Origin of the sequence: Brachybacterium sp. AOP25-B2-12 (genome assembly GCF_052378625.1) — a bacterium.
In the GTDB taxonomy this organism is placed as follows: Bacteria; Actinomycetota; Actinomycetes; order Actinomycetales; family Dermabacteraceae; genus Brachybacterium.
The window spans coordinates 76897-93156 of sequence record NZ_JBQSXW010000010.1; the positions used below are offsets into that span (position 1 = coordinate 76897).

Annotated in this window: 13 protein-coding genes; 8 read left to right on the forward strand and 5 right to left on the reverse strand. The window is 74.1% G+C overall.

The features are described from left to right. Positions 1-51: 51 nt before the first annotated feature. On the reverse strand, positions 52-2592 hold the full coding sequence (locus ACT3TZ_RS09105) for an FAD-binding and (Fe-S)-binding domain-containing protein (RefSeq protein WP_444583091.1): 2541 nt from the start codon (positions 2590-2592) through the stop codon (positions 52-54). Between the two features lie 267 nt (positions 2593-2859). Continuing rightward, complete coding sequence (locus tag ACT3TZ_RS09110) at positions 2860-3564, reverse strand: hypothetical protein (RefSeq protein ID WP_444583092.1); 705 nt, start codon at positions 3562-3564, stop codon at positions 2860-2862. A gap of 149 nt (positions 3565-3713) precedes the next feature. Here ACT3TZ_RS09110 and ACT3TZ_RS09115 point away from each other — a divergent pair, with 149 nt between their 5' ends. Next, positions 3714-4541: a DUF5926 family protein gene (locus tag ACT3TZ_RS09115; protein ID WP_444583093.1), complete on the forward strand. Its 828-nt coding sequence runs from the start codon at positions 3714-3716 to the stop codon at positions 4539-4541. After that, on the forward strand, positions 4538-5503 hold the full coding sequence (locus ACT3TZ_RS09120; RefSeq protein ID WP_444583094.1) for a glycosyltransferase: 966 nt from the start codon (positions 4538-4540) through the stop codon (positions 5501-5503). The genes ACT3TZ_RS09115 and ACT3TZ_RS09120 overlap by 4 nt, the downstream gene beginning before the upstream one ends. A gap of 70 nt (positions 5504-5573) precedes the next feature. Here ACT3TZ_RS09120 and ACT3TZ_RS09125 read toward each other — a convergent pair whose 3' ends face one another. Then, on the reverse strand, positions 5574-7721 hold the full coding sequence (locus ACT3TZ_RS09125) for a hypothetical protein (protein WP_444583095.1): 2148 nt from the start codon (positions 7719-7721) through the stop codon (positions 5574-5576). A gap of 186 nt (positions 7722-7907) precedes the next feature. Here ACT3TZ_RS09125 and ACT3TZ_RS09130 point away from each other — a divergent pair, with 186 nt between their 5' ends. After that, a complete protein-coding gene (locus tag ACT3TZ_RS09130) occupies positions 7908-8447 on the forward strand; it encodes a GNAT family N-acetyltransferase (RefSeq protein WP_444583096.1) in 540 nt (179 codons plus the stop codon). 234 nt (positions 8448-8681) lie between these two features. Next, positions 8682-9683: a prephenate dehydratase gene (pheA, locus tag ACT3TZ_RS09135; RefSeq protein WP_444583097.1), complete on the forward strand. Its 1002-nt coding sequence runs from the start codon at positions 8682-8684 to the stop codon at positions 9681-9683. Between the two features lie 560 nt (positions 9684-10243). Here the strand turns inward: pheA and ACT3TZ_RS09140 are convergent. After that, positions 10244-11356, reverse strand: coding sequence for a diacylglycerol/lipid kinase family protein (locus tag ACT3TZ_RS09140; protein WP_444583098.1), 1113 nt, complete (start codon positions 11354-11356; stop codon positions 10244-10246). Positions 11357-11579: 223 nt separating this feature from the next. Here ACT3TZ_RS09140 and serS point away from each other — a divergent pair, with 223 nt between their 5' ends. The 4 genes from serS (at position 11580) to ACT3TZ_RS09160 (ending at position 15117) form a co-directional block, all read left to right on the forward strand. Next, entirely contained in the window at positions 11580-12845 is a 1266-nt protein-coding gene (gene serS, locus ACT3TZ_RS09145) for a serine--tRNA ligase (RefSeq protein WP_444583099.1), read from the forward strand. Further along, positions 12842-13810 carry an HAD family hydrolase gene (locus ACT3TZ_RS09150; protein ID WP_444583100.1) on the forward strand — a complete coding sequence of 323 codons (969 nt, stop codon included), beginning with the start codon at positions 12842-12844 and terminating at the stop codon, positions 13808-13810. The genes serS and ACT3TZ_RS09150 overlap by 4 nt, the downstream gene beginning before the upstream one ends. Next, complete coding sequence (locus ACT3TZ_RS09155; RefSeq protein ID WP_444583101.1) at positions 13807-14532, forward strand: nucleoside/nucleotide kinase family protein; 726 nt, start codon at positions 13807-13809, stop codon at positions 14530-14532. Before ACT3TZ_RS09150 ends, ACT3TZ_RS09155 begins: the two co-directional genes overlap by 4 nt. 210 nt (positions 14533-14742) lie before the next feature. Continuing rightward, the gene (locus tag ACT3TZ_RS09160) at positions 14743-15117 is read left to right on the forward strand and encodes a VOC family protein (RefSeq protein WP_444583102.1); all 375 of its coding nucleotides are present in this window, start codon (positions 14743-14745) and stop codon (positions 15115-15117) included. A 63-nt stretch (positions 15118-15180) separates the two neighbouring features. Here the strand turns inward: ACT3TZ_RS09160 and ACT3TZ_RS09165 are convergent, their stop codons facing one another. Beyond that, positions 15181-16119, reverse strand: coding sequence for an NAD(P)H-quinone oxidoreductase (locus tag ACT3TZ_RS09165; protein ID WP_444583103.1), 939 nt, complete (start codon positions 16117-16119; stop codon positions 15181-15183). Between the last annotated feature and the right edge of the window lie 141 nt (positions 16120-16260).

A 16260-nucleotide genomic window follows, 5' to 3' on the forward strand; every position in this document is an offset into this window, starting at 1 on the left:
CAGGTCCCCGGACCGATCACGTGTCGACCGGGCGCGACTCCGGCTCCGGCCTCAGGCGGTGGCCTCCTCGAGGAGCTCGAGGATGTGGCGGTACGGCTTGCCGGTCGCGGCGATCATGCCCAGCTCGCAGGTGCGGTTGGCGCTGACGTAGTCCGCTGTCGGATGCTCCGCGACCTCGGCGGCCTCGCCCCGGGTGGCGGACTCGGTGAGCTCGGGGTGGAGCATCCCGCGATCGCCGGCGTAGGCGCAGCACCCCCAGGCGGTCGGCACCACGACCTCCTCGGCGCAGGCCTCCGCGATCGCGACGAGGTCCTCGGTGGCACCGAGGTGCGTGGTCGAGCACGTGGGGTGCACGGTCACCGAGGCGGTCCTGCGGACGATGGTGAGGCGGTCCAGCAGCACCCGTCGCACGAACGTCACCGCGTCGATGACCTCCGTGTCGGTGCCCTCGAAGGCGCCGAGCACGCCCTCGGTGCACGAGGCGGCGTCCACGATCACCGGAAGGGTCGAGCCGGCCGCCCCTCCGAGCACCCGGCGCAGCCGTGCCTGCATGTCCTTCTTCGCGTCCAGCATCCCCTTGGAGGAGAACGGCGTCCCGCAGCACAGCGACGCCGTGCCGTCCGGGACCACCAGGCGCACGCCGGCCCGCTCGGCCAGGAGCGTCAGCGCGGCCTGCGGCCCCTCGCCGTCGTCCCCGAACATGGTGTGCACGCACGCGGGCATGTAGACGGCCACCGTCTCCCCGCCGGTGAGGCCCCGGCCGCCTGCGTGGCGCACGGTGCCACCGTGGCGGGGCAGCTCGGGGCGGTAGGACGGCACGTTGTCGTCCCCCAGCACCAGGCGGGCCGCACCGGCGGCGACCTCGGGCAGCGGCCGGGGCAGGGTGCCGGCGGCGCTCAGGGCCGTCGACGCCGCGCGGGTGGTCGCATCCCAGTGCTTGGCCGCTGCGGCCCAGCCGATCTGCGCGGCCTTGGGCGCCTCCTCGGCGCGCAGGCGACGCACCAGGTCACCGGTGTTGATGCCGACGGGGCACGTGGTCACGCACATGCCGTCGACCGCACAGGTCTGGATCCCGTCGTACTCATAGTCCGCACGGATCGCGCGGGCCGTCTCCACATCCCCGGTGGTCTCGGCCCAGGCGGCGTCGCGCCGCAGGACGATCCGCTGGCGCGGTGTGAGCGTGAGGTTGCGGGAGGGGCAGACGGGCTCGCAGTACCCGCACTCGACGCAGCGGTCGGCCTCGTCCTCGATCTCGACGACCGGCTTGAGGTCGCGGATATGGGCCAGCGGGTCCTCGGTGAGCAGCACCCCGGGGTTGAGGATCCCCGTCGGGTCCACGAGGTGCTTGATCTCGCGCATCACGCCGTACAGCTCGCTGCCGTACTGGCGCTCGACGAAGGGGGCCATGACCCGTCCGGTGCCGTGCTCGGCCTTGAGGTTGCCGCCGTGACCCAGCACGAGGTCCACCATGTCCTCGGTGAACGCCTCGTAGCGGTCCGCGCCGTCTCCCAGCATCTCGTTGAGCAGGAAGTGGATGTTGCCGTCCTTGGCGTGGCCGAAGATCACCGACTCCTCGTAGCCGTGCTTCGTGAACAGCTCCTGGAGCCCCGCGCAGGTCTCATCCAGCTGGGGGACCGGGACGACGACGTCCTCCAGGAGGGCTGTGGCCCCCGAGGGACGGGCGCCCGCGACGGCCGCGTACAGGCCCTTGCGGGTGGTCCACAGCGCGGCGCGGCGCCTCGGATCGGTCGACATGGCGAACGGGGCGTCGAGCTTCAGCCCGCGGGCCAGCTGCTCGCCACGCGCTGCCCCTGCGGCGATCTCCTCGAGGGAGTTGGCGCGCTGCTCGACCAGCAGCGCGGCCTGGTCGGTCACGGTCAGCCCCCGGATCTCCTGCGGCGAGGCTGGGAGGCGCTGAGCCACGGTGAGGGAGCGGGAGTCGAGCAGCTCGGCGGTGGCCATCCCGGTCTCGAGCACTGCGGGCAGCGCCGCGGTCGCCTCGTGGAGGGACGGGAACACCAGCAGGGCGTTGATGCCGTAGCCCATCGTGTTCTTCAGCGCGAAGCGCTCGCGGATGATCCGCACCGCCTCCGCGTCGTCGCGGACCCGGCGCACCAGGCGTACGAGCCCCTCGTGGAGCTCCGGCTCGTCCTCGCGCAGCCGCGCGTCGGCATCGGGCGCAGACGTGTCCACGACGGTGCCCGACGGCAGCACGAAGCGCAGGGTGTCCAGGGTCCGGTAGGTGTTCTGCTGGGTGCCGGCGGCCATCCCCGAGGAGTTGTTGGCGATCACGCCGCCGATCGTGCAGGCGATCTCCGAGGCCGGGTCCGGCCCCAGCCGGCGGCCGTGGCGCAGCAGGTGGGCGTTGACGGTGTGGAGGGTGACGCCGGGGCCCACGCGCACGCGGTCCCCGCCGTCGAGGACCTCGAGGTCGGTGAAGTGGCGGCGGACATCGGCCAGGACCGCATCGGACTGGGCCTGACCCGACAGGCTCGACCCTCCCGCGCGGAAGGTGAGGGGCTCACGCGTGCGGACGGCCTCACGCAGGAGAGTGATGACGTCGGCCTCGGAGGTGGGGGGTCGCGACGGCACGCGGGATCATCAGGAAGTGGGACGCGTCGTGGGCGTGCGCATGGCGCGTGCTCACGGACGTGTCGAGGGCGGGTGACTCGGAGGGGCGAACGCCGGTGATCTGGGACATGCGGCCACGCTACGCCCGCCGTCCGACGTCCCGGGCCCGAGGGGATGGATGCGCCGTGGGGAGGACAGGCATCGATGCAGGTCGGACGGTGGCGGACCGTCCGGGGTGGGCGATCCGACCGACGTGTCGGGACATGAGGGGTCCAGCGGGGCGTCCGGTCAGCGATGCATGAGCAGCAGCGACTGCAGCCACGGCCGATGCTCGGAGGCTAGGGCGACGATCCCGTCGCCGATCACCACGAGCCCGCCGAGGGCCAGCACCGCGGCGAACGTCAGCATGATGACCTTGCGGCGGCTCCCGAAGAAGCGTCCGAAGGCGTCGAGCACCCGCGCGTGCAGCCCGAACTGCGCCGCGACCACGATGCTGATCAGCGGCAGCTGGTAGATCACGTTCCACACCGTGAGCAGCAGGATCTCGAGGCCCAGATCATGCGTCTGCATCGCCAGGCCCACGGCGACGGTGAAGGTGGGGTCCGCGAAGGTCGTCAGCGAGAGCAGCAGGCCGCCGGTGATGAGGGACCCGGTCTGGTCGCGGGTGGCGGCCTCCTTGTGGACCTTGGGATGCAGGGCGCCATGGCGCTGGAATGCCGCGAAGCCGATGAGTGCCAGGCCCACGACGATCTGCGCCACGGCCAGCCACGTCGCCGAGCCGAGCACCGGTGCGAGCCATTCCCCGAGGTAGCGCAGGATCGGTTTGAGGGCGATCGTCACGATGATCACCGACAGCGCGTACCCGCCCAGGAAGAACAGCAGGTGGCGGGGCTTCATGCCGCGCGCCAGGAAGGTCGCCGCGATCACCCCGCCCAGGACGTCCATGGTGATGACGGCGAGGCCGAAGAAGGTCAGCAGCCCCACGATCGTCATGACCTCGAGGTTACCGACCCCGGAGCACCCCGACGCCCCGGTTTGCCCCCGGTCCGACCCGTGGACATCCCCCGTGCGTCCCCCACCCGGGGTGGACGGGTGTGGAGGGGGATGCCGGGTCGTCGGGCCGCCCTGGATACACTGCCGCCATGCCGAGCCCGCACGATGTCCTCGTCCGACGCCCCTTCGAGGGCCTCCCCGCCGAGCGCGACATCGTCGCCATGCGGCAGCTGGTCCCCGCCGCGACCCTCGCCTCCGCCACGGACGCCGAGCACGGCGGCGTGCCCGTCCTCCTCGCGACCGTCCTGCCGATGGCCTGGCCCGCGGTGCGCCGCAGCGACGGCTCGATCGTGCTGGGCCTCCAGGCGTCCGTGCCCGGAGGGGATCTCTCCCGCGCCTTCGGTCAGGCCATCGTGCAGGCCCTCGCCGCCGAGCCCGGGACCCCGGTCACCCAGGTCACGCTGACCGAGGACTCCCCGCGCCTCCAGGACGTCCTGGACCTCTCGGTCGACGAGCCGATCCGGCTCCACGAGACCTTCGACTTCTGGATCGACCCCGAGGCCGAGAGGACCCCCGAGGTCGAGGCCTCCCTCGCGCAGGCGAACGAGTCGATCATGCCGACCCGCGCGATCGCGGGCCTGCCCCACGCCTATTGGGTCGACGCCGGCGCCAAGGAGCACCTGCGCTGGGTGCTCGACGCCGCCGAGGAGACCGTCATCGACGCGGTCGCCCGCCTGCACGCCCGGCGTGAGTCCGGCGTGGGCGAGGGCACCCGTTACGTCGGGTCCTTCCGGGCCGATGGCCTCTCCGTGCCCGTCTGGGACCTGCCCTCGGGCTTCGGTGCCGAAGGCGTCGAGCGGGAGGCCGTGGCCCTGCGGGAGCGCTTCGACGCCGCGCTCGCCGCGACCGAGCCCCTGACCGCGCTCGAACGCCGAGCCCGCGGCGGGATCGTGGCCCGGCAGGTGACCCTGCGATGACCGGCGCGGCGACGTCGCCCGAGGGCCCGCTCGACCACGATCGTCCGACGCACGTCGCCGTCGTCATCCCCGCCAAGGACGAGGCCGAGCGCATCGAGCCCACCGTCCGCGCGGCCGCCTCGATCGAGCACGTCGACCTGGTGGTGGTCGTGGACGACGGCTCGACCGATGCCACGGCCGTGCTCGCCCAGGGCGCGGGCGCCCTGGTGGTCCGCCACCGCAGCAACCGCGGCAAGGCCGCCGCCATGGTCACCGGCGCTCAGCTCGTCACGATGCGCGAGGACGCCGAGCGTGCCGACGGCGGTGCAGGTTTCCGCGAGGAGCTCCACGCCGAGCCCCGGGTCTCCGGGCACACGGGCCCTCTGCCCGTCATCGCCCCCTCGCACGTCGCGCCGCGCGCCCTGCTGTTCCTTGACGGCGACATGGAGGACTCCGCAGCCGAGGCCGCGCCGCTCGTGCATGCGGTCCTCGAGGAGGGCGTCGACATGGCGATCGCCCTGCTGCCCGCGCAGGAAGGCGCCGCCGGATTCGGCGTCGTCGTCCGCACCTCGCGCGCGGGGATCGCCCGGGCGACCGGCTGGGAGCCCCATCAGCCGCTGTCGGGCACCCGCTGCCTGACGCGGGAGGTGTGGGAGGCCTGCCAGCCGCTCGCCCCCGGATGGGGCGTCGAGACCTCCCTGACGATCGACGCGCTGACCGGCGGGTTCTGGGTCAAGGAGATCCCCTGCGACCTGCATCATCGCGCCACCGGCCGCGATCTGCGCGGTCAGCTGCATCGCGCGGCGCAGCTGCGGGACGTGGTGCGGGCCCTCGCACGGCGGCGCCACGTGCGGCCGCCCGAGATCGAGGACGGCGACGGCGCGCACGGCGTGGGCCGCGAGCCCGAGGCGGTCGACGCGGAGCCGGGCACCTCCGGTGTCGAGGGCGGTCCGGAGACGGACCGCGGCACCGACCGGGACTGAATCGCGCGCCGTCGTACCGATGGGCAGCTCCGATGCCCTGTGCACGGTCGGCGCCAGGGCGCCGGCACGGTCAGACCGCGGAGCTCCCCGTGGGCGCATCCGGCCGCTCGACATCGGCCGTGTCGGATCTCGCGCCATCGGCCGTGCCCGACCTCGCGACGTCGGTCGCGCCGGGCCGCTCGACATCGGCCGTGCCATGCCCCGCGACATCGGCTGAACCAGGCCTCCCACCATCGGCCCCCACCCGCCCCTGGGCATCGGCCACCTCGGGCCCCGGCAGCATCGGCACCAGCAGCGCCAGCACCACACCCAGCATCGCCGCGACGAGCACGGGCCCGGTGTCGTTGACCGCGTAGCCCAGCCACGCCCCGACGGCCAGCGCGATCCGCACCGGACGTGCCGCGGGCAGTGCGGCATCGAGCGCCACGAGGCGGTGCAGCCGGGCCCGACGTGGCATGAGCATCGCGACCGTCAGCGCGAGGGCCACGAGCACCAGCAGCCCGAGCGGCCAGATCCCGGTGACCATGCCGATGTTCTGCGCGAGCTTGCGGACGATCACCGTCACGAGCTCGCCGGACAGCATGTCGTCGATGAACCGCCCCAGGTGGGAGCGCTGCTCCGGCGGGCGCAGCCAGTCCGCGACCGACACCGCGAGCACCGCGACGACACTGCCCGCGCCGAGCGCGAGGACATGCCAGACCTTCGGACGGATCCCCGAGACGAGCAGCGCGAGGATCCCGAAGGTCGGCACCGCGACGAGCATCGATCCGAAGTCGGCCCCCATCGACGGGGCGACGCATACGCCTGCGACGACCGCGCCGACCGCGACCGTCGTCAGCACACGCGTCCGCGGCCGTGTGACCCGTGAGAACAGCGCGAGCAGGGCCATCAGCGCCCCGGCGAACACGACTCCGGCCAGGTGGTTCGACAGCCCGTAGTACCGCCCGCCCGACTGCGCCTGGGCACCGAGCGGCGAGCCGAGCTGCAGACGCGAGCCCGTCGCGGACTCGAGCAGGATGATCCCGACCACGAGGGCGCCGACGACGCCCGGCACCCCGTAGCGACGGCGTCGCCACGGTCCCGCGAGGGCGAATGCGCTCAGCAGCAGCGAGCCCGCCCACACCACCCCGGTCAGCGCGAGCGCGGGGGAGTCCGCACGCCACCAGGGGACCAGGCCCGCGCACAGGCCGACGGCGGCGCCCAGCGGCGCGAGGGCCAGGACCGTCCGGGCGACGGCGGCGAGGCGGGGGCGCCGCGCGAGCGGGGTCAGCAGCACGATCAGGCCGAGCACCCCGGGAACCATCCAGGATCCGAGGGCGGGGAGCGTCGCGGCGTCGACCACCCGCGCGGCCTCGGTGCGGTCGAGGGCCAGGCGCTCCGGGTCCGATGCGTCGACGCCCTGGACGGGCTGCCCCGGTAGGACGGAGGGCACGGCCCGGTCGTGGGAGGCGAGGATCGTCGGCGCGATGTCGGTGAGCGCGACGATGCCGCTCTGATGGGTCGCGCCGCTGGTCAGGGCCTGGTGGGGGAGTCCGGAGTCGAGGAGGAGCTGAAGCTGCTGGCGGGCGCCCGCCCGGCCGGTGTCGGTGGACCCGACCGAGGCGACGATCGCGCGCGGGAGGTCCTCGGCATCGCAGCCGCCGACGGCCCGGAGGACCTCGTCGACGCGGGCGTCGACCGCCGCCGGGCCCGCATCGGCCGAGGGCGCCTGCACGACGACGAGCCCGTCCCGCGCCTGCGCCTCCCGGATCGTGGCGGGGTCGACGGGAGCATCGAGCGGCACCTCGGTCACACCGCCCGGGATCTCGGCGAGGCGGTCCACGGCCGGGGTGGGGATCCCCGCGGACCGGGGGGCCTGGGCCGCGAGTCCGCGGTAGCCGGTGTGCACGGTCTCAAGGCCCTGGGCCCGGGTCGAGACGGGAGTGGTGGAGGTCGTGTTCATCGCGGCCGCGCCGGAGCGGCCGGCGAGGCAGGACAGCGCCGGCGTGCCGGAGGCGCTCACGTCCTCCCAGGTCAGCCCCGCCGTGACGACGACGACGGTGACCGGACCGGGGACCTCGTCCTCGGCGTGGGCGGGCGCGGCGACCAGGAGGCCGAGCACCAGCGCGGCGAGGACGCCGAGCAGGGCCGGCGCCCGTCGGACCGGACCGGTGATCCCCGCGGCAGGAGCACGGCGCGCCCGGGGTCGGGCTGGCGATGTCGGCGGGGGGATCGGCACGGGATCGATCGTACGAGAGGGCCGCCGGACGGGGCCGCGAGCAGGACGGATCCACACGGGACGCACACGCCGTCCGCGTCCGACGCCGTCGCGCCGACCCGGCGCGCTTGACGTCCGCCCGCGCGACCGCCATCGTCGCGAGGAGCGCCGGGTCCCCGGTGCCGTCGGCATCGTGGAGGAGGGATCGTGTCGTCCGTCCCCGCGCAGGGCCCCTCGGCGCCAGGGCCTGCCCCGCGACTCCAGCGCCTGGGCCCCGACCATGCCGTGGCGATCCTCACGGGCCAGGACGCGGCGCTCGTCCAGGAGATCTTCGGCCGCCGATGGGACGAGGACCGCCTCTCCGCCTTCCTCGCGCGGACGGCACGCTGGACCGGGGACGGCCCGATCCGCGAGTTCGCCGCGGTGGACGTCGACGGCACCGTGATGGGGGGCGGAGGGGTCCGGCGGATCGGGCCGGGCATCGCCCAGGGGGAGGCCGAGGTGTCCTACTGGGTCCTGCCGCGGCATCGGGCGCACGGCGTGGGAACGGCCATCGCGCAGGCCGTCGTCGACCTCGCACGGGCGGACGACAGGGTCCACAGGATCGTCCTGCGCATCGCCCCGGACAACGCGGCGTCGACGGCGATCGCCGCGCGGCTCGGCGCGGTGCCGGAGCAGATGGTCGAGCACCCGGCCGACCGCACCCGCCGCGCGCGGCGCTGGGTGGTCCCCGTCGGCCACCTGTGATCGCGGAAGCGGTCCCTGCTCCCGCTCGATCGGGCGACGGAATGCCCGGGCCGTGCCACATCTCGGACACACGGAATGCCCGGGCCGTGCCAGATCTCGGACATACGGAATGCCTGCGCCGTGCCAGATCTCGGACACAGCGCTTGGACCCGCTCTTCCCCGGATGCTCCGTCGAGCGGCCGCTGATCCTGGACACGGCGCCCGACCGCGCGGGGCGCCGATACCCTGACCACCATGCGGTACGGATTCCTGGGTCCCGAGACGACCTTCACCCATCAGGCGCTCCTGCAGGCGATCGCGACGCGCGCGGCGGGGGACCAGGGTCCTCGTGACGTCGCCGGAGGCGAGGCGGGCATCGGCACGGAGCCGGTGCTGCGGCCGTACACGAGCGTCGCCGCCGCGACGGCCGCGCTCGTCGCCGACGAGATCGATGCCGTCATGGCGCCCATCGAGAACTCGGTCGAGGGCGGGGTGTCGGGGACACTCGACGTGCTGGCCGCCGCCCGCCGCATCACCATCGTCGCCGAGGAGGTCGTGCCGATCACCTTCGTGATCGCGGCTCGACCCGGCACGACCCTCGCCGATGTCGTCTCCGTCGCCTCCCACACCCATGCGCACGCCCAGGTGCAGGCCTGGCTTCGCGCCCACCTCCCCGATGCCGCGGTCGTCCCGGCCTCCTCGACGGCCGGCGCCGCCCGCGATCTCGCCGCTGCGGATCCGGCCGAGGCCCGCGGCCGCGCCGCCATCTGCTCGCCCCTGGCCGCCGAGCACTTCGGACTCGAGGTCCTGGCTCACGGCATCGAGGACAACCATGGCGCCCAGACCCGCTTCGTGCTGGTCACCCGCAACCACCGCATCCCTGCGCGGACCGGCGCGGACAAGACCACCCTGGTGGTGCACCTGTCCCACAACCGGGCCGGCGCCCTGCTGGAGATGCTGGAGATGTTCCGGGCCAACGGGGTGAACCTGTCGCGCATCGAGTCCCGGCCGATCGGGGACGCCCTGGGTCGCTACTCGTTCTCGATCGACGTCGAGGGCCACCTCGAGGACCGCCGCGTCGCCTCGGCCCTGCGGTCGCTGCACCGAGTGTGCCCCGTGGTGCTCTACCTCGGCTCTTACCCCCGCGCGGACGGCGCCCGCCCGATCGTCTCCGAACCCACCGCCGACCAGACCTACGACGACGCCCACGCCTGGGTGGACGGCCTCAGCGCGATGATCACGCCCGCGGAGGGCTGAGGGGCCGCTTCGTCCGTGCATGGCTGTGACCTGGGAGGCCTGAGGGACCGCGTCGTCCGGGGATCGACATGCCCCAGGGAGCGGACCGGTTCGGTCGATGCGGGAGTACCGGTGCGTCGTCCGGCGGCTCTGACGGGCGGGGGCTTCTCGTCCGAGGGCGGTGGTGCCCGGCGATGCCGTGCACTCATCGGCGTCAGGTGACCACACCTCTGCACCGGTGCAGGGGTGTGGTCACCTGACGCCGGTACGTGTACGCGACGCCGCGCGCAGGCCCGTGCGCGGCGCGGCTCGATGCGGGCCAGGTCCCGGCGGCCGGGCGCAGGCCCGTGCCCGGCGCGGCCCCATGCGGCCGAGGGGAAGATGGACGGACCGTCGGGTCCCGGTCGAGGTGTGCACTCATCGGCGTCAGGTGCGATCGGGTCTGCACCGGTGCAGGGATGCAGGCACCTGACGCCAGGTTGTGTACACCGGCGGAGTAGACCCACCCGAGATCGGATGGTTCGGGGGCGCAGTGAGGTCCAGGTCGGGATGGTTCGGGTGCGGAGTGCGGTCCCGACCGCCTACCCCGAGTGCGGCACCCGGATCCGCAGGGCGCTCGGGTCCACCTGGGCCACCAGGTGGGTGGCCTCGTCCTCGGTGTCGCCGTCGAGCTGGACGGGCTGGGGCTTCGAGGCCGCGACGGCGACGCTCGCCGTGAGGTAGCGCTCCATCGTGGACAGCTTGGGCCGGGCGGACAGCCGCGGGTTCATGACGTGGGTGACGATCTGGGACAGGCCCGCGGCGCCGCGCCAGCCCAGGGCCAAAACCTCGAGCATCCCGTTGTCGAGCTGGGCGCCGGGCATGAGCACGATCCCGCCGGGCAGCTTGCCGGTGTTGCCGATCAGCACGGTGCGGGCCTTCAGCTCGTGGGTGCGGCCGTCCGGGAGGGTGATCCGCACGTCGTGGGAGGTGCCGGTGATCTTGTTGATGCCGGCCAGGACGTAGGCGACCCAGCCGATCCGCTTCTTGAGCTGGGTGGTGGCGGCGCCGATCATCTCGGCATCGGCGCCGTAGCCGGACATGACGAGGAAGATCTGCCGCGGCGCCTCGCGCGCGCCCGCGGCGGACAGCCCCGCCTGCAGCCAGCCCACGTCGATGCGGCGGTCGCGCCCGGCGAGGGCGGCGCGCACCGCGGCATCGACGTCGTCCAGCGGGATGTTCAGATTCCTGGCCAGCAGGTTCCCGGTGCCCACGGGGATGATGCCCATGCGCACCTCGGTGTTGGCCAGCGCAGCCGCGACCAGGCGCACGGTGCCGTCGCCGCCCGCGGCGATCACCAGCTGCGCCCCGTCCTCGACGGCCTCCTGGGCCTGGCCGTAGCCGGGGTCCTCGACCGTGGTCTCGTAGAACCGCACGCGCGTGCCGGAGATCCGGGCGACGGCCCGCTCGACACGCGCGCGGAAGGTCTCGGGGTCCGCGTGTTTGGAGGGGTTCATGACGACCCCGACCTCGGTGACGCGGTCGGGCGCCGCGGACGTCTCGTCACGATCCTGCTGGGCGAGGGTCGCCCGCGCGTGGAGGTCCTCGATCCGCCGATCCGTGCGGGTCAGCCGTACGAGCACCACGACGAGCAGCACGATCGCCGCCACGACGCCGACGAGAGTGGCGATGAGCAACGGCACGTGGGGGGACATGTCCTCAGGGTAGTGGGGGACCCCGGGGTGGAGGCAGGGCGCGTGGCCGGATGTGGACCCGTGCGCGACGCCGGTCGCGGAGCCGAGCGAGAAGCCACCGAGCCCGACGCCCGCGGTCCGTCCATCGAGCCCCGACACCCGCGACCCATCCCTCGACCCCCGCCGTCCGGACCCCGTCCCCGCACGCGCCGGGCCCACCCCGGATCCTCGGTACCCTGGGCACATGATCGATCTGCGACTGCTGCGCGAGAACCCCGATGTCGTCCGAGACGCCCAGCGGGCGCGCCGTCGGGACCCGGCGACGGTGGACGTAGTGCTCTCCGCCGATCAGCACTGGCGCGAGACCACCACCGCCTACGAGACCGCCCGGGCGCAGCAGAAGGCGCAGGGCAAGCTCGTCGCCGCCGCGCAGGGCCAGGAGAAGCAGACGCTGCTCGCCGAGGTCAAGCAGCTGGCCCAGGACGTCAAGCGGCTCGAGGCCGAGACCGCGGAGGCCGAGACGGCCCGCGACAGCGCGCTGCGGGTGATCCCGAACGTCGCCGAGGGCGCCCCCGAGGGCCTCGAGGCCGACTACGAGGTCCGCGAGACCGTCGGCGAGGTGCCGACCTTCGACTTCCCGGTGCTGGACCACCTCGAGCTCGCCGAGGGCCTGCGCGCCATCGACATGGCCCGCGGCGCGAAGGTGTCCGGTGCCCGGTTCTACTTCCTGACCGGCGTGGGCGCCCAGCTCGAGCTCGCGATCCTCAACGCCGCGATCGACCAGGCCACGCGCGCGGGCTTCACCCCGATGATCACCCCCACCCTGGTGCTCCCGGAGTCGATGGACGGCACCGGCTACCTGGGCGAGCACGCCGACGAGGTGTACCACCTCGACAAGGGCGACGACCTCTACCTCGTGGGCACCAGCGAGGTGGCCCTGGCCAGCTACCACCGCGACGAGATCCTCGACCTCTCGGACGGCCCGATCCGCTACGCGGGCTGGTCGGCCTGCTACCGCCGCGAGGCCGGCAGCTACGGCAAGGACACCCGCGGGATCATCCGCGTGCACCAGTTCCACAAGGTCGAGATGTTCAGCTACTGCCGCATCGAGGACTCCTACGCCGAGCACGAGCGCCTGCTGGACTGGGAGCGCCAGATGATGGCGACGATCGACGTGCCGTACCGCATCATCGACACCGCCGCCGGCGACCTCGGCACCTCCGCCGCCCGCAAGTTCGACTGCGAGGCATGGTTCCCCTCGCAGAACACGTACCGCGAGCTCACCTCGACGTCGAACACGACGCAGTTCCAGGCGCGCCGCCTGAACATCCGCGAGCGGGTCGACGGCTCGCTGCGGCCGGTCGCGACCCTCAACGGGACGCTCGGCACCACGCGGTTCATCGTCGCGATCCTCGAGAACCACCAGCAGGCCGACGGCTCCGTCGTCGTGCCCGAGGGGCTGCGCCCGTACCTCGGGGGCCGTGAGGTCCTCGAGCCCCTCGGCCGATGAGCCCGCGCGAGAAGCGGCGCTGGCGCCTGCCGTTCACCCGGCGGTCATCCGCGCAGGGCACCCTGGAGGGCGTGACCACCGCCGACACCGCCGCCTCCCCGTCCGCCCCCGAGACCCCCGCCGACGACCCGGCCGTCCGCGCGCGCGTCGAGGCGGCCCTCGCGCCGCTCGCGGAGAGGGAGCTGGTGGTCGCGCTCGACGTCGACGGCACCCTCGTCCACCACGACGGGACGATGACCCCCCGCGTCCACGACGCCCTCCAGAAGGTCGCCGACACCCACCACGTCGTCATCGCGACCGGCCGCAGCGTCGGCGCGACCCTGCCGATCGTCCGCGCCGCGGGCGTGCGGCGCGGTCACGCGGTGTGCTCCAACGGCGCGGTGCTCCTGGAGATCGACCCCGGGGAGACCGACGGGTTCCGCGTCGCGGAGGTCCGCTCGTTCCGTCCCGGGGAGGCCCTGCGGACGCTGCGCGAGGCCGCGCCCCGCGCGAGCTACGCCGTCGAGATGCCCGACGGCACCTTCTACTCCACGGGCGACTTCCAGGACAACAGCTTCGGCGTCCGGGCCACGCCCATGGCCTTCGAGGACCTCGCGCAGCTCGACGCCGTGCGCGTCGTCGTCCATGACCCGGACCTGTCCCCGCAGGAGTTCAGCCGGATCGTCTCCGAGGCGGGCGTCCACGGCGTCGAGTACGCGATCGGCTGGACGGCGTGGCTGGACATGGCCGCCCCCGGCGTCTCCAAGGCGACGGGTCTGCAGAGCGTATGCGAGCGCCTCGGCATCCCTGAGAGCGATTCCGTCGCCGTGGGCGACGGCTTCAACGACACCGAGATGCTCCGCTGGGCCGGGGTGGGCGTGGCGATGGGCCAGGCCCCCGAGGGCGTCGGCGAGGCGGCCGACGTGCGCACCGCGGGCGTGGTCGAGGACGGCGCTGGCCTGGTCCTGGAGACGCTCCTTCCGTGAGCGGGCGCCCGGCGGAGACGAGCTTCGACGAGCTCGTCGCGCGGGCACGGTGCCTGGTGGACCGAGCGGAGCCCGGCGAGGTGTCGGGCTCCAGCGGCCGACGTGTCCTCCTGGGTATCGCCGGACCGCCCGGCGCGGGCAAGTCGACCCTGGCCGCGGCCCTGGTCGCCGCGCTGGACGCGGAGCGCCCCGGGTGGGCGCGGCAGGTGCCCATGGACGGCTTCCATCTGGCCGACGCGGAGCTCGAGCGCCTGGGTCGCAGGGACCGCAAGGGCGCCCCGGACCCCTTCGACGTGGCGGGGTACGCCGCGCTGCTGGCGCGTCTGCGGGAGACGGGGCCGAGGACGGTCTACGCCCCGGCGTTCGACCGGGCTGTCGAGCAGCCGATCGCGGGCTCGATCCCCGTGGGCCCCGCCGTGCACCTCGTCGTCACCGAGGGGAACTACCTGCTCGAGAGCGGGGAATGGGCGGCCGTCCGTCCGCTGCTCGACGAGGTCTGGTGGGTCGACGCCGCCGACGCCGAGCGCGAGCAACGACTTACCGTGCGTCACGAGGGGACCGGCCACTCCCCGGAGGCCGCGCTCGCGTGGGCACGCGACGTCGACGGGGTGAACGCCGTTCGGATCGCCCCCTCGCGGGTGCTCGCAGACCTCGTCGTGCCGGGGGATCTGCCCCTGCCCGGAGCAGAGGGCTCGGGGCGACGGAGTGCCGCACGGCCCTGAGCTGCACGACGCTGTCTGCGCGCCCCCGAGCCGCACACGTCGGGGCCGCCTGCGGACCCGACCGCGACCACGAGGTAGCCTCGTGCCCGTGATGACCAGTCAGGCCCGCGCGGGCCGTCCCCGGAACGGCCACCTGGTCGACGGCTGATCCGCGCCCCTCCTCGCCGGTGGCAGTCCCCACGACCCCCACCGCACATCCTGAGGAGCATCATGACCGCACGGTTCAACCACACCATCATCGCCGCGACCGACCCCGCCGCCTCGGCGGCCTTCCATCGTGACCTGCTCGAGGCCGAGGAGGCGCCCGCCTGGGGGCCGTTCGTCAACGTCCTGCTCGCGGACGGGGTCCTCCTGCAGTTCGCGTCGCCGCCGATGGACTTCCCGCCGCAGCATTACGCGTACCTGGTCGACGACGAGCACTTCGATCGGACCCTCGCACGAATCACCGCCACGTCGCGCGACCACTGGGCCGATCCCCAGCGCTCGCGGCCCGGCGAGGTCAAGGTCGAGGGGGAGGCGCGCGGGGTGTACCTGCTCGACCCCTCGGGCCATTTCCTGGAGCTGCTCACGCGCCCGTATCTCTGACACGTCCGGGATGCCCGTTCGGCGTCTCCGACGGGTCCGCGGCCGCCGCTCGGCATGCCCTCCCTACGGCGCGACGTCCAGGACCACCTTGCCGATGTGGCCGCCGCGGCGCAGCACGCCGTGCGCCTCGGCGGCCCGCTCGAGGGGGTAGTGCCCGTGGACGGGCACGGTGATGGTGCCGTCGGCCAGGAGCGGCCAGACCAGCTCCCGGGTGCGGGCGAGGATCCGGGCCTTGTCCTCGACGCCCCGGGACCGCAGGGTCGTCCCGATCACGCGGGCCCGGCGCCCCATCAGGGCGCCCAGGTCGAGCTCCCCGACCGCCCCGCCGAGCGTGCCGATGACCACGAGCCGGCCGTGCTCGCGGAGCATCGCGACGTTGTCGCGCAGGGCCGGGCCGCCGACGACGTCCAGGATCACGTCCGCACCGCCTGCCGAGCGCACCGCCTCGCGGACGTCGGTGGTGCGGCGGTCCCACGCCTCGTCGGCACCGAGGTCCCGCGCCGCGGCGACCGCCTCGGGGGAGCCGACGGTCGTGAGCACGCGGGCGCCCAGCGCGTGGGCGAGCTGCAGGGCGACGCTGCCGATCCCGCCGGTGCCGCCGTGGACCAGCAGGGTCTCGCCTGCGCGCAGCCCCGCCTCGATCACCAGGTTGGAGACGACGGTCGCGGCGACCTCCGGGATGCCCGCGGCATCACGCACGTCCGTGCCCGCCGGGACGGGCAGCAGCTGCGCCTCCGGGACGGCCACCGTCTCGGCGTACCCGCCGCCGGTGAGCAGGGCGAGCACCTCCTCGCCGGTGTCGCGGCGGCGCCCCGAGACCTCGAGCCCCGGCAGCTCCGAGGCGCCGGGAGGGGGCGGGTAGTGCCCCGCGACCTGCGCGAGGTCGGCCCGGTTGACGCCGGCCGCGACGACGTCGACCAGCACCTCGCCGGGCCCGGGCACCGGCTCCGGGACGTCCGCGAGGGCCAGGTGGTGATCCGGGGTGATGGTCAGCGCGCGCATGGGCCCAGGCTACGCGGCGCCGATCCCGGGCCGCCGGGCGCGGACGGCGACGTGAAGAGGGCCGTCGACCGGGACCCCGGCACCGCGCGCGAGCCCGGCGCCGTGCGCGAGCCCGGCACCGCGCGCGACCCCGCCGCCCCC

Excerpts from the sequence above, each read along its gene's own strand:
- pheA (WP_444583097.1), top strand. The coding sequence starts at position 8,682 with ATGCGGTACGGATTCCTGGGTCCCGAGACGACCTTCACCCATCAGGCG.
- ACT3TZ_RS09150 (WP_444583100.1), top strand. The coding sequence starts at position 12,842 with ATGAGCCCGCGCGAGAAGCGGCGCTGGCGCCTGCCGTTCACCCGGCGG.
- ACT3TZ_RS09140 (WP_444583098.1), bottom strand. The coding sequence starts at position 11,356 with ATGTCCCCCCACGTGCCGTTGCTCATCGCCACTCTCGTCGGCGTCGTG.
- ACT3TZ_RS09120 (WP_444583094.1), top strand. The coding sequence starts at position 4,538 with ATGACCGGCGCGGCGACGTCGCCCGAGGGCCCGCTCGACCACGATCGT.
- ACT3TZ_RS09115 (WP_444583093.1), top strand. The coding sequence starts at position 3,714 with ATGCCGAGCCCGCACGATGTCCTCGTCCGACGCCCCTTCGAGGGCCTC.
- ACT3TZ_RS09160 (WP_444583102.1), top strand. The coding sequence starts at position 14,743 with ATGACCGCACGGTTCAACCACACCATCATCGCCGCGACCGACCCCGCC.
- ACT3TZ_RS09165 (WP_444583103.1), bottom strand. The coding sequence starts at position 16,119 with ATGCGCGCGCTGACCATCACCCCGGATCACCACCTGGCCCTCGCGGAC.
- serS (WP_444583099.1), top strand. The coding sequence starts at position 11,580 with ATGATCGATCTGCGACTGCTGCGCGAGAACCCCGATGTCGTCCGAGAC.
- ACT3TZ_RS09110 (WP_444583092.1), bottom strand. The coding sequence starts at position 3,564 with ATGACGATCGTGGGGCTGCTGACCTTCTTCGGCCTCGCCGTCATCACC.